This window comes from Mucilaginibacter sp. SG564, from assembly GCF_013149275.1.
GTDB lineage: Bacteria > Bacteroidota > Bacteroidia > Sphingobacteriales > Sphingobacteriaceae > Mucilaginibacter.
Genome location: NZ_JABGNA010000002.1, coordinates 76,124 through 90,235, shown reverse-complemented (window position 1 = coordinate 90,235; position 14,112 = coordinate 76,124). Strand labels below are relative to the sequence as shown.

The following is a 14,112-nucleotide window of genomic DNA, read 5'->3' as shown; positions in this document are numbered from 1 at the left end:
ACTTATAAAGCCATTCCCGTGCCAGTTTTTAAAATTGTTCAAAATGGCAGGTAACTTAAATAGTCGCTGCAATTTTTCTGGAAGTGAGATTACAGAGCCGACTATTGGTCTGCGCTTTTTAATTCACACGTCATTGGGAGGGTACGAAGTAAGAGTCCCTCTAATCAAATAGCTATCGGATCTCCACAAAGGGGAGACTTAAAAAAAATTAAAGCGCTCTTTCCCGATAGCTATCGGGATGGAGAGGGTTGGGTGAGGCTCTTGCTCCGTACTTCGCAATACAGCGTTCAATTCATTGTCTTATTTCGATGCCACTACCTGGCCTTTATCATTTAGCGTTTCTATAACGGGTTGGTTTTGCTGGTTGATATAAATTCGGAGGCGGGGCCTGCCTTTATCATCACGCAAAAACAAGCCTACTTCGCCTTTGGTATTTTTGCCCACAAAAAGCCGTTCGGCGGTTAATACCCCTGGTTGTTGCAGTTTTTTGATACCGGCAGCGTAGGCAGCAGCATTATTCAATTGCTTTAATGAATCAACATAGGCCACTACCTTAGCCGATGGAAAGTTGTCGTACTTATCCCACAGTTTTAAACCATAGCTGCGTTTCAAGCCGTCGGTATCCTTATCCTGGCTGTATTGGATCTGCATGATCTGGTCGTTCTGATACTGATCGACGGAATAGGTCATACCGGCGCTTTTTTTATTGCCATCGTACACCAGCCCGCCGCATTCATCGCCATCGTCATTAAAAAATATCATACCGGCTGGGCGGTCGCGTTTAGGTAGTTCTTTGCCGCCAATGGTTCCGGGGTGCTGACGATCGTGATTACTAATAGCCATGCGGATCTGGCCATTGGCATCAACAATATCGATACGTTCGGCGGTGATGTGTTTAAAATGTTCGTTGATGCTGGCAGTCTGTCTGAAAGCTGTCACTATTAATACCAATACCAGCAGGGTTAACATGCCTGAGTATATTTTTAATGCTTTAACCTGTTTTTGTAAGTTTTCCATAAAATATTGATTGCTGCTAAACAAATATATTTAAATGAGGGGAAATTGACTCGCCCGGTTTACTTGCGCTGTGGATTGTAGCGAGTGCAAGATCGGATGATGCAGAGTCGACTCACGGTCTACACTTCGCTGGACCACCCTCTCTTCGCCTGCGGCGGAAAGAGGGTTAAGAAATTCCCTCTATGCGCGAAGCGATGTCGGGGTGAGCCATTACCGGCGTTCAAAATACAGCATGCTCCATGTGCCTTGCAATTATATCCAAACTGTAAAAATCTATCGTACCATAAATAGCTGATGGTGAATAATGGTAGGTTTTGTAAATTTGCCCTTTCCTAATATTTCGAAATTGAAAAATAACATTCTTATAGTTGACGATGTGCATCCCATATTTATGGAGATGGCCACCGCCAAAGGTTACCAATGCGATTATCAACCCCTGATCAAAGCCGACGAAGCACTGCAGATCATAGGCGATTATGCCGGACTGGTGATCCGTTCCAAATTCAGGGTTGATAAACATGTGATAGATGCCGGGGCCAATCTGCGCTTTGTAGCCCGTGCCGGTGCCGGGATGGATAATATTGACGAAGCCTATGCGGCCGAAAAAGGTATCAGCCTCATCAACGCGCCCGAGGGCAATTCAGACGCCGTTGGCGAACATGCCATTGGTTTGTTGTTATCCTTAATGAACAATTTAAATAAAGGTGATGCTGAAATACGCGGCGGCAGCTGGCAACGAGAAGCTAATCGCGGCTTTGAACTTAAAGGCAAAACCGTGGGGATTATTGGTTATGGCCATATGGGGCATAGCTTTGCCCGCAAGCTATCGGGTTTCCAGGTAGAGGTGATTGCTTATGATAAGTACAAGACCGGCTTTAGCGATCGTTATGCTCGCGAAGTAAGTATGGAAGACATCGTGAAACATAGCGATGTGTTGAGTCTGCATATACCGCTTACGCCCGAAACCAATGGATTGGTGGATGATGAATACTTGTTCCATTTTAAAAAACCGATATTTTTTCTGAATACCTCGCGTGGTAAAACCGCCAAAGTGAGCGCTGTGCTGAATGCTATTAAACAAGGCAAAATACTGGGTGCCGGGCTGGATGTGCTGGAGGTAGAAAAATTCCCGGCCCTGGCCGAGCAGGTGTGGTTTGATGAGCTGCGTCAAAGCGGCAGGGTACTGCTAAGTCCGCATGTAGCAGGCTGGACATTTGACTCGTACCGCAAAATAAGCGAGGTAATGGCCGAGAAGCTGGTGGCTTTTTAGTCGATGGTCGATAGTCCATGGTCCATAGTAAAAGAAAACGTATGATTCTTTATGGTCATGGTCTATGGTCCATCGACTATGGACTAATTAACCATTGGTGCCGGTAAAAAAATTTGGATATTAAAATTTAAATAACTTATCTTCGTTAAATACAAAAGCAAGACTATGTAGGCTCGGGCCCATGTAGTCTTGTTTGTTTTTAGAGTCATTGCGTCCTTCTTAAAACAAGGGGGGCGGTTTTTTTTGAATGACCAACGAAGTGAACATTAAATAATTTATTGTTATGGCAGAGGTATCATACTTTACCAAAGATGGTTTAGAGAAATTAAAAGAAGAATTACAAAAATTAAAAACAACCGGACGTGCGGATATATCAAGAGCTATAGCCGAAGCCCGGGATAAAGGTGACCTTTCTGAGAACGCCGAATACGATGCTGCTAAAGAAGCGCAGGGTTTGCACGAAGCTAAAATAGCACAGATGCAGGAAACCCTGGCCAATGCGCGCTTGCTTGATGAGTCAAAACTGGATGTATCAAAAGTGCTGGCTTTATCTGTAGTAAAGATCAAAAATATTAAAAACGGAGCTACCATGAGCTACCAGCTGGTATCAGAAAGCGAAGCTGATATGAAAGCCGGTAAAATATCGGTAACATCACCTATAGCTAAAGGTCTGCTGGGTAAAAAAGTTGGCGAAACTGCCGAGATCACTGTTCCTGCAGGTGTAATTGAATTTGAGATACTGGAAATTAGCAGATAAGTTCATTGGTGAATGGTTGATTGGGTGAGTGGTTGATGAAGTTGTCTGAACCTTGATTTTTCTGATTAAGGGATTATCAGGATTTTTTAACTGCTAAAACTTAATTAACCATTTCAACCACTTACTTAATAAACCACGCACCAATCATGAGCATTTTTTCAAAAATAATAGCAGGCGAAATACCTGCGCATGTAGTAGCTGAAAGTAATGAGTTTTTGGCTTTTTTGGATATTAGTCCGCTGGCCGAAGGGCATGTGCTGGTGATACCCAAAAAAGAGGTTGATTATATATTTGACCTGGATGATGAAACCTACACCGGGCTGCACATTTTTGCGAAAATTGTGGCCACAGCGCTAAAAAAGGCTATCCCCTGTAAAAAGGTTGGTGTCGCGGTGATCGGGTTGGAAGTACCCCATGCCCATATCCACCTGATACCCATGAACCGGGTTGACGACATGAACTTTGCCCGCCCAAAGCTTAGCTTTACCTCCGAAGAACTGAGCGCTACCAAAGAAAAGATCAAAGCGGCGCTAAGGGATTAAGGGAATTGATGTGCAGATAAAAAACCATTGTCATTCTGAGCGAAGCGAAGAACGATCTCTTGAACGAAGTGAAGAATCTATTCGCCGATTTACATGCTGTAGATTAGATCCTTCGCTCCGCTCAGGATGACAAACTTTTATATTGTAGGAAGATCATCATCCGCGCATCTACTTCATAATCCTCTTCGCATTATCCTTTACAAACGTATCCCAGCCGGAGTATGATTTTTTGCTGCCGGTTTTGCTGCTGCCCGTGGATATGCGTTGGAAAGAATGACAAACGGCAACGGCCAGGCCGTCGGTAGCATCCAGAAAATCGGGGGTTTCGCTAAACTTTAGTAGGGTTTGCAGCATGGCGGCTACCTGTTCTTTAGTGGCGTTGCCATTACCTGTGATGGATTGCTTTATTTTACGTGGCGCGTATTCGGTAATATCGATATTGCGCGTTAAGGCGGCAGCCATGGCTACACCCTGCGCTCTGCCCAGTTTAAGCATCACTTGTATGTTTTTGCCATAGAAAGGAGCTTCGATGGCCAGGCAATCGGGTTTGTAATTATCAATAAGGGCTACTGTTTTTTCGAATATGCGCTGCAGCTTGAGCATATGGTCATCCAGCTTCTCCATTTTCACTACACCCAGGGCAATGAGTTCAATTTTTGGTCCGGTTTCTTTCACCAGGCCGTAGCCCATTACGGCCGTTCCGGGGTCGATGCCTAAAATGATACGTTCTTTGGTATTTGCTTGCTGCACGTTTCAAAGGTAACTATATAGTAGCTAAAAGCGGAAGGCTTAAGGCCGAAAGCTTTTTTAATTTTCGGGGTTTAAAATGGCCATATACTCCGCCCTGCTGATCATGCGTGCGCCCATTGATTCCATATGATCGGTATGTACCTGGCAATCTACCAGTTTGTATAAGCCACTTTGGCATACATGTATCAGCGCCGTTTTGGAGGCGTTGCTTAATTTGCTAAACATGCTTTCGCCGCAAAAAACATCGCCTACCTTTACGCCGTAAATACCGCCAACCAATTCGTCGTTTTGCCAAACTTCAACCGAGTGGGCATAACCTTCGGCATGAAGTTGGTTATAAGCCGCTTTCATACCGGCGGTGATCCAGGTGCCATCCTGTCCCTCGCGCGGAACGGTGGAGCAGGCCGCGATCACTTCGTTGAAACAAGTATCGGCAGTAACCCTAAACCTACCCGAGTTAAGTACCCGGCGCATGGACCGGGATATATTAAGTTCCTGCGGATAAAGCACAAAACGTTCATGCGGCGAATACCAGAGGATAGGGGTATCATCACTATACCAGGGGAAAATCCCATTTTGATAGGCCAGCAGCAGACGTTGGGTGGAAAGGTCGCCACCAACAGCCAAAAGCCCGTCTGGTTCTGCCAGATCGGGCTCAGGAAATACTAAACGTTTATCGAGCCTGAATATCATCAGGCGCAAATTTAAGCTTTGCGGCGGATCACCAGTTTTTTATTTTGCGCTTTGGCTACGGCATCCATATAAACCTGCATTTCGGTGTATTTGGCGGCTGGGATCAGCTGGTTGGTCAGGTTGAACTTAGCTGTACTGATCACCTGGTTTTTGGCGGCATCATATTTATATTTTACCTCGTAACTGCCGTAGGTAAACTTTAGACTTTGATCGGTGGGGAGCGTTTCCATCTCAAAACCGGTTGGAAGATCGATAGTGGTTACGCAGGTTTTAGCAACCGGCGCCGGGAAATAGTAATTGCTTTTTCTTTTCTCTTCGGCCGGCAGGGTAACATCCCAAAGCAAAAAGGCCATTGGGCGATAGAATTGCTTGTCGCCGGTGGCAATGTCACAAAACTTATCGTACTCCAGGTCAATACTTATTTCTTTAAAGCCTTTTGCATCATCGGCAGGCTTAAAGGTAAAAACCGAGGGTTGCTTTATATCCAGGTGTTTTAACAGATACTCCTTTTGTTCGTCGGCTTTGTAGGTGGGTAGCACATCAACAAACATGCTACGATACTCGCCGCTGCTTAAAATACTGATGTGGGCTTTGGCTCCGCCATCGGCATCCAGTACCAGGTGTACCTGGCTGTTCAGCTGGTTATCCTCGGGGGCGCTACGGGGCGTATTTACCAGTTTGCCGCCTTCGTTTGTGATCAACAGGGCATTGCGATTTTCGGTAAAGGGCCCCAGTTTGCCAAACGCGGTTGTACTGCTGGTACACTCCAGCCAGGTGGTATCATTTTTAAAAGGGATACACAATATGGCATGGTTAAATGAATTACTGGGAAAGGCCAGGCTGGCGGGTTCAGCATTGTAGCCAGCCCGGATAATAGCATAATTTGATGGGATATTTACCGCGCTGAGCAGGGCACGCATATAGTTGGAAAGCGCCTTGCAATCACCGTATTTCTTTTGATCAACAAAGGTAGCAGGGAATGGCTTGAAGCCCCCGATGCCTAACTGGATACCAACATAACGCATGCTTTTTTGCATATAATTATACAAAAAGCGGGCTTTCTCTTTATCGGTTTTGATGGTATCGGTCATCTGTTTTATCTGGGCTATGCGTTCGGGGCTAAGGGAAGAAACATCGTCATTTAATGATTTGATCCAGTTGCCGAATGATTGCCAGCTGGTAAAATCGCCGGGATAGCCGTAGCAGTTAAAGGTGTTTACCGCGAAGTTGATCCTGGGGATGATGGTCCAGCTTAAAACATGTTCCTGTTTTTTAATGGCCTTAAGGTTTTTAGCCGTCCAGGTATAGGTATCCAAGCCGTCGGCATTGCCTTTAACAGGTTTAATATTGGTATTGCTGGCCTGGTACCGGAAACCAACAGAGGGGTTTACCGAGATCTTACAGTATTCGTTTTGTACAGCTTGCTCCATTTTATCCTGCACATACCAGCTGTTCAGGCCAATAAAACTGCTTTCGTTTTCTTCATACTGAATTTCGATAGTTGTTGGATAGCTGGCTATAGCATGCTTGATAGCCAAATAGCGCTGATCTGTTACCATGGTTTCGTCATCAGCTGCCGAGCCATCGTACATATCACTTTTATGATATTTTTTAATCAGGAGGCCGGCAGCATTATAAATGTTTATTTCGATGCCGCTGTACGAGTCGTATTTTTTGTTGTAAGGCAACATAAAGATAGCATCATCATCGCCTTTGTCATTGAGTACGGTTACAATACTGTGCTCTTTGGTTGTTTGCCTGCCTGCTTCCTTTACTATGGTTTCACGTGCTTCGTACCGAATTACCACATTGGCATCCTCTTTTAACGAATCGGGTATGGTTGCGGCCACGTACAGATCTTTAGGGATGTTTTTATCCTGGCCGTAGCTGTGGCTATATATTGTGCATAAGGCTGCCAGGATTAGTAGCAGCCTGTGATATTTTTTTATAAACATGATTTATCAGCCTTTTTTAAGTACTACCTGTTCATTCAACATTTCGTACATTTTTTTACAGAATTCATGAAACTCCGGGTAGTTCTCTTTAAAGTACAGTGATTGTTTAAAATCAACATTGAGCCTGATCATGATAGAGCCATCCTGCTCGGCCACAATGCGCTTAAAAACAATGCTTTTATCTGGGATCATCATGGTGATGCTTTTAGGCATGGCGTCAATTTTATAACCGGCGGGCAGTTTAAATATGCCTGTTATAGCGTAGTTGTCGCGATAGCCAAAGTCGATATCGGTAACCCGGTTTTCGTTCAGGAATGGATTGGTTTTAAGATCGGTGAACAGGTTGGAGTTAAAGTAAATATAGTTCTCATCGGCCCCAGTAAGATCCAGGTTAAAGTCCATTTTTTGTTGTAGCGGCAACGTGTCAACCTCCATATTCTCGAACTTAACAGCTGCTATCTTCATACTATTGTTATCGTTACGCAAATAATCGATGTATTTTTTTTCGCCATCGGTTTTGTACTTCTTGATGCAGTTAATACGGTTATAAGCAAAGCTACTGATATCGGCAGTTCCGCTCATTTTGCCTTCAGGTTTTATTTCGGCATTGATGAGTACAACCTGTCTAACGGGAATTTTATCATCTAAAAAGGCGAGGTCATAAACCTGGTCGTCCTTATTGATATACAAGCCAAACGAGTTCAGATAGGTATTGGGTACCTGGTTGTAGATATTGTACTTGTTGGTAGCATCAAGCACGTAGTATTTATTGCTATCTACAGGAATATAGGCTACCGAGGTATTAAACTGGTAAAAACTTGGATAAGCCGGATTAACGCGGCCATTACTGCGGGTACTTACCAGCATAGGATATACCTTGATACCCGATTTTTTGAGCAAATGGGTGAGTATAAGATTAATTTCGGTGGAGTTGCCTATCTTTTTTTCCCAGGCTTTTACGGTGCCGTCATTGGTGTAACGGGCATAGGAGTCGTTCCATTTAAGGGTGTTTTTAACCTCGTTAAATAAATAGGCTATCTTATCGTCATCGGTTTTCATGCTTTTGGCTTTGGCAATAATTGCTTCTTCGCCGGCAAGTTTGCGGTTTATCTGGCCGCCAAAATCTTCATCTTCAGACTTATTTTCGCCAACCTTTTTCCAGGTATCCTGGTAAGTATGTGTAAAGCCATTGGTTGGTTTAATACTTAATAGTTGAAACAGGATACGTTCTGAGTTATCATTACGGGAATTCATAAAAGGTTCGTCCTTTAATGATGGTATATTAGCCAGGGCCTGGATATGCGCGTTGCTTGAATTGGTTTTATCTACAACGTAAGGCGAGTGCACGTTAACCAGTTGTTTATAATATAAAACATCAGGTACATTGGTGCTTAGCTCGCTGTAGCGTGTAGGCAGATCGCTCTGAAAATACCAATCCGGGAAATCGCCAATAGAAGCAGATGTTAAGCGGTATTTATACTCCAGGATGGAGCCTGGTTTTACGTTAGGGAAAGAAAATACCATGGCCGAGCGGTATTTGTCCATCACTTCAGTAAATATCTGCTTCTTATCAACTTTTATAATTTCAGGCGCACCGCTGGCTGGGTTGATGGTTTGGGCCTGCAGGCCGGTAATATATTGAAGATGGTTGGCGCTGTAATATTCTATACGGATGTTGGCTTCCGATTTGCCATTGTCGTTAAATACTTTGATGCGTTTATGCCTTTCGGTCACAATATTATAGGTTTGGTCAAAGTAAACCTCGGCTTTATCAAAAAGGATTTCGGCATTGGCATCCTTTTCAAATTCGCAGGCTTTAAGGTCCAGATCAGCTTTATCAACTTTGCCAAATGCTTGTGCGGTGGGTACAGGCGCGTGTGTTTGCGCTTGGGCAGCAACTGCCATACACCCTAAAAGGAGTAGGGTAAAGATCTTGTTCATGTGCTAAGGTTTAAATCGTCGTTACAAATAAGTTGCAGCAATTTAATAAAATGAAAATAAAAAAAACAATTTAATATATTTAATTGTATCCATTTGCCTTTTGATTAAAAGGTATAACTGGTAAATATGTAATGATTTGAAAGGCTGGCGCGTATAGTAAATAACAATAGTAATTTATATATTACTTTACTGTAATTTTGGCATCAGTAAACGGGGTATTTGCCCTGATATATGCTATGAGTTAAACTGGCATTTGGATTGATATACAATAATTAATGAAGCAAAAATTTTACGATACTGCTGTGAAGCAGGAAAAAGCTGTTCTGGTTGGTGTAATGACACCGCACGAAACCGAAGAACAGGAAAAAGAATACTTAGAAGAGCTGGAATTTTTAGTGGCAACAGCCGGTGGCGAAACCGTGAAGAGCTTTACCCAAAAGCTACAACGCCCCGACAGGGCAACTTTTGTAGGCTCGGGTAAGCTGGAAGATATTAAAGCTTTTGTTATAGAAGAAGAGATTGATATGGTGGTTTTTGACGATGAACTATCACCATCGCAACTGCGTAATATCGAGCGGGAGCTGGGGGTAAAGATCCTCGACCGGAATAACCTGATACTGGATATTTTTGCCAACCGGGCGCAAACCGCACAAGCCAAAACCCAGGTTGAGCTGGCCCAACTGCAATATTTACTGCCCCGCCTTACCCGTTTATGGACACATTTAGAGCGCCAGAAGGGTGGTATTGGTATGCGTGGCCCGGGTGAATCACAGATAGAGACCGACAGGCGTTTGATCCTGAATAAAATAGCATTGCTGAAAGAAAGACTAAAGCAGATCGATAAACAGAACGAAACACAGCGCAAAAACCGTAACCAGATGGTGCGTGCCGCCTTGGTGGGTTATACCAACGTAGGTAAATCAACCATCATGAACATGATATCCAAATCAGATGTGTTTGCTGAGAATAAGCTGTTCGCTACGCTAGATACTACCGTGAGGAAAGTGGTAATTGAAAATGTGCCTTTCCTGTTATCGGATACGGTTGGTTTTATCCGTAAACTGCCTCACCATTTGGTAGAGTGCTTTAAATCGACGCTTGATGAAGTACGCGAGGCCGATATCCTGGTGCATGTGGTGGATGTATCGCACCCTAATTTTGAGGATCAGATACGTACCGTTAATGAAACCCTGAAAGATATTGGCGCTATTGATAAACGAATGATCACGGTGTTTAATAAAATAGATGCTTTTAGGCCCGAAGAACACCAGATTGAACCGCAAACAGAACCGCTTACTTTAGAGGATTTTAAACATAGCTGGATGGCGAAGAATAATAGTCCGGCGATATTTATATCGGCTACCAAAAAGGAAAATGTCGACGAGTTTCGGGATTTGTTGTATAACGAAGTAAAGGCCATACATACCGAAAGGTACCCGTATGACCAGTTGTTGTATTGAGAACCGGTATAGTGATCTTTAAAAACTAATGATGGGCAAGAGTTTTGCATTAGCCATATTAGCCTGTATTATGATGCTTATGCATGCACGTGTAAATGCACAGGCACACAGCGGTATTGGCCTGGGCGCCGGTGTTAATGTGCCATTTGCATCAGGTTACAGTACCGGGGCTGATGTAAGCCTGCAGGGTAATATACGCCTGGGCAATAGATTTGCGCTGGTGCCCGCAATAGGCGCTAAGCAGATAAAAGGCGATGGGGCCATTATTCATGAGGGTTACCAGGGTTATAGCACCTATACCCGTGGCGATCTGGGCGGAATTAGCCTTGCACTTAGCGGCAAATATTATTTTACGCAACAATGGTTTGCAAGTGCCGGAGTTTTAGGGATCATTAATGCCGACAGATCCAGCAGCGGCGGTCTATTGGCTATAGGTTATCAGATCCCCTTTGATAATCAAAATAACGTAGAGTTTGATTTGAGTGGCAGCGTTTTAAAGTGGAGCCGTACAAGCGGCAGCACCACTGTAGCAGTGGCCGGTTTAAGAATTGCTTATAATTTCAATTTCAGAAAATAGTTACTTGCCAGATTATAGCTCCCGAGGGTAAAAAAGTGATGCCGAATTTATTTCGGCATCCAATATAACAGGTTGTAAGCGTGATGTCCACCCCTCTCGTGGAATCCTGATGGATAACAAAATAGCTGCATTTTTTTAACACCTACAAGATACAATATTCTGCTTTGTTAAAGATAAAGTGATTTAAGGTCATTTGGCAGATGGTTTTAGGCTCGATGAATCTACTTTATGCCATTGCGAGGAAGAACGACGAAGCAATCGCGAATAATGTAAGGTAACTTGTATTCTACGAGATTGCCGCGCTGCGCTCGCAATGACATATATCTAATTTTAGGCGGTAACAGTTACCAGCAATTCCTCCAGGCGTGCGTGCGAGTCCTGGACGCCTTGCTCCATGCCCGATTGCAGCATGCCGTCGCGATCAGCAACTGATTGAAATACGGATTGTGTAACTACCCTTGTCCGGTTATTGGGTAAGGCTTCAAATTTTGTAGTTTCCAGTGCTACATGCCCTGCTTCTGGTAAGCCTTCAAACTCAAATGTTTGGATAATGCGCTCGGGGGCGGTACTTTCATGGCAAACTCCATGAAAGCCATATTCATTTCCGGCCGGATCGGTATGGATATAACGATAGGAGCCGCCTGCTTTGGCTTCAAATTTTTCTATCCGCATGGTGAGGTCGCATTGGCCGCCCAACCATTGTAACAGTAATTCAGGGTCGGTATATGCTTTAAACACGAGCTCGCGTGGAGCCTCAAATTCCCGGGTGATGAAAATTTCCTGTTTGCCGGGTACGGCTGCGATGGTTGTTTTATTCTTTTCCATTTTTTTAATTTTTAATTGGTGCTTCTTTATTTTTTATCATTTGATTTATTTTCCTTTTGCATACGTGCCAGCAGGTCATCCATTTTGTTAAACCGTTCTTCCAGGCTCCGGCGGTATGGTTCTATCCATTGCGCCACCTCGTTCAAGGGTTCAAGCCTCACTTCACAATACCTTTCCCGACCGTTCTTTTTAACATCTATCAAGCCACATTCAATGAGGATTTTGATATGTTGAGATATGGCGGGCCTGCTTACCTCAAAATTGTCGGCAATGGCATTCAGGTTCAGGGGCTGCTGCATGATCAGGTTAATGATCTGGCGGCGGGTGGGGTCGGCTATGGCCTGGAATACATCTCTTCTGGTACTTGTCATGATATGTAAGCATTTGCTTACTCAAATATATATGTAAGTATTTACTTACGCAAATTTTATTTGAAATTTTTTTTTGAAGAAGGAAAATGGAAAGACGAAGTAAGGGTTGCTTACATAGCAAGTGGCGGGTGATAAAAAGCGCGTCGTTGTGAGCGCGGCGTGGCAATCCCCGATTAGCAGAGCGGCTCTGTATAGTTAGGGATTGCTTCATGCCTCGCAATGACGCGTGGAGGAGCACGTTGGGTAGGCCTCTGCGCGCAATCCTTCGACGAGCTCAGGATTACAGGCCATTTATTTGCAGGTAAAATTCCCCCTTCAGGGGGTTAGGGGGCTCAAAAACAATTCTTCTTCTATAGCTGGGATTGTATTGTTTTTGAGCGCCGTATCAAAAAGCAGATTAATGGCTTTGCGCCCTTCTTCGCCCAAATCAATGGAGTATTTATTTACGTAAAGTTCAATGTGTTTGTACATCACCTCTTCGCTCATTTCCTGGGCGTGAGAACGGATAAATTCCAAACCAGATTTTGGATTGGCAAAGGCAAACTCAACAGATTTGCGCAGTACCCGGTTCAGTTTATGCTGTACATCAACTGGTAAATCACGATTGGCTACAATGCCTCCCAAAGGTATGGCGCAACCGGTTTGTTTTTCCCAGTAATCGCCCAGGTCAAGGATCTTTTTTAAACCTTTATCCTGGTAGGTGAAACGGTTTTCGTGGATGATGAGCCCCACATCAACGCGGCCTTCCAGCACAGCATTTTCAATGTCAGAGAATACCAGCTCCACTTTATTGGTAGCATTAGGAAAAGCATAGCTCAATAAAAAGTTGGCGGTGGTGTATTTGCCGGGAATACCGATGGTGAGTGGTGAGTTGAGAGTGGTGAGTTGTGTGTGGAGTTGTTCGGGATGGTCCTTGCAAATCAGCATTGGTCCAACACCGTAGCCCAGTGCACTGCCTGAGTCGAGCAGTACATATTTATCGGCTACGTAGGCGAAGGCATGATAGCTTAATTTGGTTACATCCAGTTCGCCGCGAAAGGCTTTCTGGTTCAGGGTTTCCACATCATCATAAAAAACCTCAAACTCCAGGCCTTCGGTATCAATTTTATGGTGTATCAGCGCGTCGAAAATAAAAGTATCGTTGGGGCATGGCGAAAAGCCGAGTGTTAGTTTCATGGTAAGTGCGTGTTGCAGGTGCGAAGAGCGAGTGCGAAGAATGAAGCTATCAGATCAATCTGTCTCTGTCACTCACACTAACTTCTCACACCTCAATTTAATTATTAATGATCCGGCTAACCAGTTCGATGGCAAAGTTATTCAGATTTTTAATGGCAAGTTGTATGTCCCAGTTGTCGCGGTTACGTTTTTCTACATAATTTGACACTGACCTGATCTGCAGGCAGGGCGTATTGAACTGGCGGCAGCCATAAAAAAAGGCGGCGCCTTCCATGGTCTCTATCTGCGGGTTCAGCCTTCGCTGTATTTTTTGGATTGATTCCTCATTGCCATGAACGGTATTTACGGTAATGGCCTTTGCTTTAGCCAGGTAAAGGCTGCTGCACACCTGCTCCAGGGTAGTAGTTGGCTTAAAGGTGTTTTCGCCAAAGCCCAGAGTGGTGATGGGGATAAACTCCTGGTCGTCCTCGGCACCTGTTTCGGCAAAGGTATCTTCGGTAATTTCAACCACGTAGCCCGGGGTAATTTCGCGGTCGAAACTGCCCGCGATACCCAGGTTAATCACCAGGTCGTACTTGTGCATATTAAACTGCCGGCCCAGGGCAAAGGCGGTGGGCACCATGCCGGCGCCGGTTATCAATACATCAAGCTTATTTCCGAAACGATTTACTAAAGGTTCAACCTCAAAAGAGGTGGCTGCTACAATTAATATGAGCATATTGCATTTTTTTGAGTGCTAAGATAAAACAACTCGGCTATTTTTGTTTTGTATATTTGC

14 protein-coding genes are annotated in these 14,112 nt (G+C 44.2%); 5 read left to right on the top strand and 9 right to left on the bottom strand.

Translation table 11 applies throughout. The features are described from left to right. Positions 1-300 precede the first annotated feature (300 nt). Positions 301-1,017, bottom strand: a complete 717-nt coding sequence (locus FHW89_RS04915; RefSeq protein WP_172333918.1) for a hypothetical protein — start codon at positions 1,015-1,017, stop codon at positions 301-303. A 346-nt stretch (positions 1,018-1,363) separates the two neighbouring features. Between FHW89_RS04915 and FHW89_RS04910 the strand changes: the two genes are divergently transcribed. The 3 genes from FHW89_RS04910 (at position 1,364) to FHW89_RS04900 (ending at position 3,586) form a co-directional block, all read left to right on the top strand. Then, on the top strand, positions 1,364-2,287 hold the full coding sequence (locus FHW89_RS04910) for an NAD(P)-dependent oxidoreductase (RefSeq protein ID WP_253952173.1): 924 nt from the start codon (positions 1,364-1,366) through the stop codon (positions 2,285-2,287). Between the two features lie 283 nt (positions 2,288-2,570). Beyond that, complete coding sequence (greA, locus tag FHW89_RS04905; RefSeq protein ID WP_172333916.1) at positions 2,571-3,044, top strand: transcription elongation factor GreA; 474 nt, start codon at positions 2,571-2,573, stop codon at positions 3,042-3,044. 143 nt (positions 3,045-3,187) lie between these two features. Beyond that, positions 3,188-3,586 (top strand): HIT domain-containing protein, encoded by a 399-nt coding sequence (locus FHW89_RS04900; RefSeq protein ID WP_172334434.1) that lies wholly within the window; start codon positions 3,188-3,190, stop codon positions 3,584-3,586. A 168-nt stretch (positions 3,587-3,754) separates the two neighbouring features. On the opposite strand, the gene ruvC is transcribed toward FHW89_RS04900, so the two are convergent. From ruvC to FHW89_RS04880, 4 genes are read right to left on the bottom strand one after another with little or no spacing between them, the layout of a single operon-like run. After that, on the bottom strand, positions 3,755-4,336 hold the full coding sequence (ruvC, locus tag FHW89_RS04895; RefSeq protein ID WP_172333915.1) for a crossover junction endodeoxyribonuclease RuvC: 582 nt from the start codon (positions 4,334-4,336) through the stop codon (positions 3,755-3,757). Between the two features lie 57 nt (positions 4,337-4,393). Further along, positions 4,394-5,029 (bottom strand): leucyl/phenylalanyl-tRNA--protein transferase, encoded by a 636-nt coding sequence (gene aat / locus FHW89_RS04890; protein WP_172333914.1) that lies wholly within the window; start codon positions 5,027-5,029, stop codon positions 4,394-4,396. Between the two features lie 11 nt (positions 5,030-5,040). Further along, positions 5,041-6,984, bottom strand: a complete 1,944-nt coding sequence (locus FHW89_RS04885; RefSeq protein ID WP_172333913.1) for a DUF3857 domain-containing protein — start codon at positions 6,982-6,984, stop codon at positions 5,041-5,043. Positions 6,985-6,990: 6 nt separating this feature from the next. After that, entirely contained in the window at positions 6,991-8,925 is a 1,935-nt protein-coding gene (locus tag FHW89_RS04880) for a DUF3857 domain-containing protein (protein WP_172333912.1), read from the bottom strand. 275 nt (positions 8,926-9,200) lie between these two features. On the opposite strand from FHW89_RS04880, the gene hflX reads away from it, so the two are divergent. Next, positions 9,201-10,385 carry a GTPase HflX gene (gene hflX / locus FHW89_RS04875; protein ID WP_172333911.1) on the top strand — a complete coding sequence of 395 codons (1,185 nt, stop codon included), beginning with the start codon at positions 9,201-9,203 and terminating at the stop codon, positions 10,383-10,385. A gap of 28 nt (positions 10,386-10,413) precedes the next feature. After that, on the top strand, positions 10,414-10,962 hold the full coding sequence (locus FHW89_RS04870; protein ID WP_172333910.1) for a hypothetical protein: 549 nt from the start codon (positions 10,414-10,416) through the stop codon (positions 10,960-10,962). Between the two features lie 330 nt (positions 10,963-11,292). Here the strand turns inward: FHW89_RS04870 and FHW89_RS04865 are convergent, their stop codons facing one another. From FHW89_RS04865 to mqnB, 4 genes are all read right to left on the bottom strand, one after another. Further along, entirely contained in the window at positions 11,293-11,787 is a 495-nt protein-coding gene (locus FHW89_RS04865) for an SRPBCC family protein (protein ID WP_172333909.1), read from the bottom strand. A 26-nt stretch (positions 11,788-11,813) separates the two neighbouring features. Further along, a complete protein-coding gene (locus FHW89_RS04860; RefSeq protein WP_172333908.1) occupies positions 11,814-12,158 on the bottom strand; it encodes a helix-turn-helix transcriptional regulator in 345 nt (114 codons plus the stop codon). Between the two features lie 315 nt (positions 12,159-12,473). Beyond that, positions 12,474-13,334, bottom strand: coding sequence for a menaquinone biosynthesis family protein (locus FHW89_RS04855; protein ID WP_172333907.1), 861 nt, complete (start codon positions 13,332-13,334; stop codon positions 12,474-12,476). A 97-nt stretch (positions 13,335-13,431) separates the two neighbouring features. Beyond that, entirely contained in the window at positions 13,432-14,052 is a 621-nt protein-coding gene (mqnB, locus tag FHW89_RS04850; RefSeq protein WP_172333906.1) for a futalosine hydrolase, read from the bottom strand. Between the last annotated feature and the right edge of the window lie 60 nt (positions 14,053-14,112).

Bases quoted from the DNA above. Each gene is read 5' to 3' on its own strand.
- FHW89_RS04870 (WP_172333910.1), top strand. From the start codon at position 10,414: ATGATGGGCAAGAGTTTTGCATTAGCCATATTAGCCTGTATTATGATG.
- greA (WP_172333916.1), top strand. From the start codon at position 2,571: ATGGCAGAGGTATCATACTTTACCAAAGATGGTTTAGAGAAATTAAAA.
- hflX (WP_172333911.1), top strand. From the start codon at position 9,201: ATGAAGCAAAAATTTTACGATACTGCTGTGAAGCAGGAAAAAGCTGTT.
- FHW89_RS04855 (WP_172333907.1), bottom strand. From the start codon at position 13,334: ATGAAACTAACACTCGGCTTTTCGCCATGCCCCAACGATACTTTTATT.
- FHW89_RS04880 (WP_172333912.1), bottom strand. From the start codon at position 8,925: ATGAACAAGATCTTTACCCTACTCCTTTTAGGGTGTATGGCAGTTGCT.
- FHW89_RS04885 (WP_172333913.1), bottom strand. From the start codon at position 6,984: ATGTTTATAAAAAAATATCACAGGCTGCTACTAATCCTGGCAGCCTTA.
- FHW89_RS04860 (WP_172333908.1), bottom strand. From the start codon at position 12,158: ATGACAAGTACCAGAAGAGATGTATTCCAGGCCATAGCCGACCCCACC.
- mqnB (WP_172333906.1), bottom strand. From the start codon at position 14,052: ATGCTCATATTAATTGTAGCAGCCACCTCTTTTGAGGTTGAACCTTTA.
- FHW89_RS04915 (WP_172333918.1), bottom strand. From the start codon at position 1,017: ATGGAAAACTTACAAAAACAGGTTAAAGCATTAAAAATATACTCAGGC.
- FHW89_RS04865 (WP_172333909.1), bottom strand. From the start codon at position 11,787: ATGGAAAAGAATAAAACAACCATCGCAGCCGTACCCGGCAAACAGGAA.
- aat (WP_172333914.1), bottom strand. From the start codon at position 5,029: ATGATATTCAGGCTCGATAAACGTTTAGTATTTCCTGAGCCCGATCTG.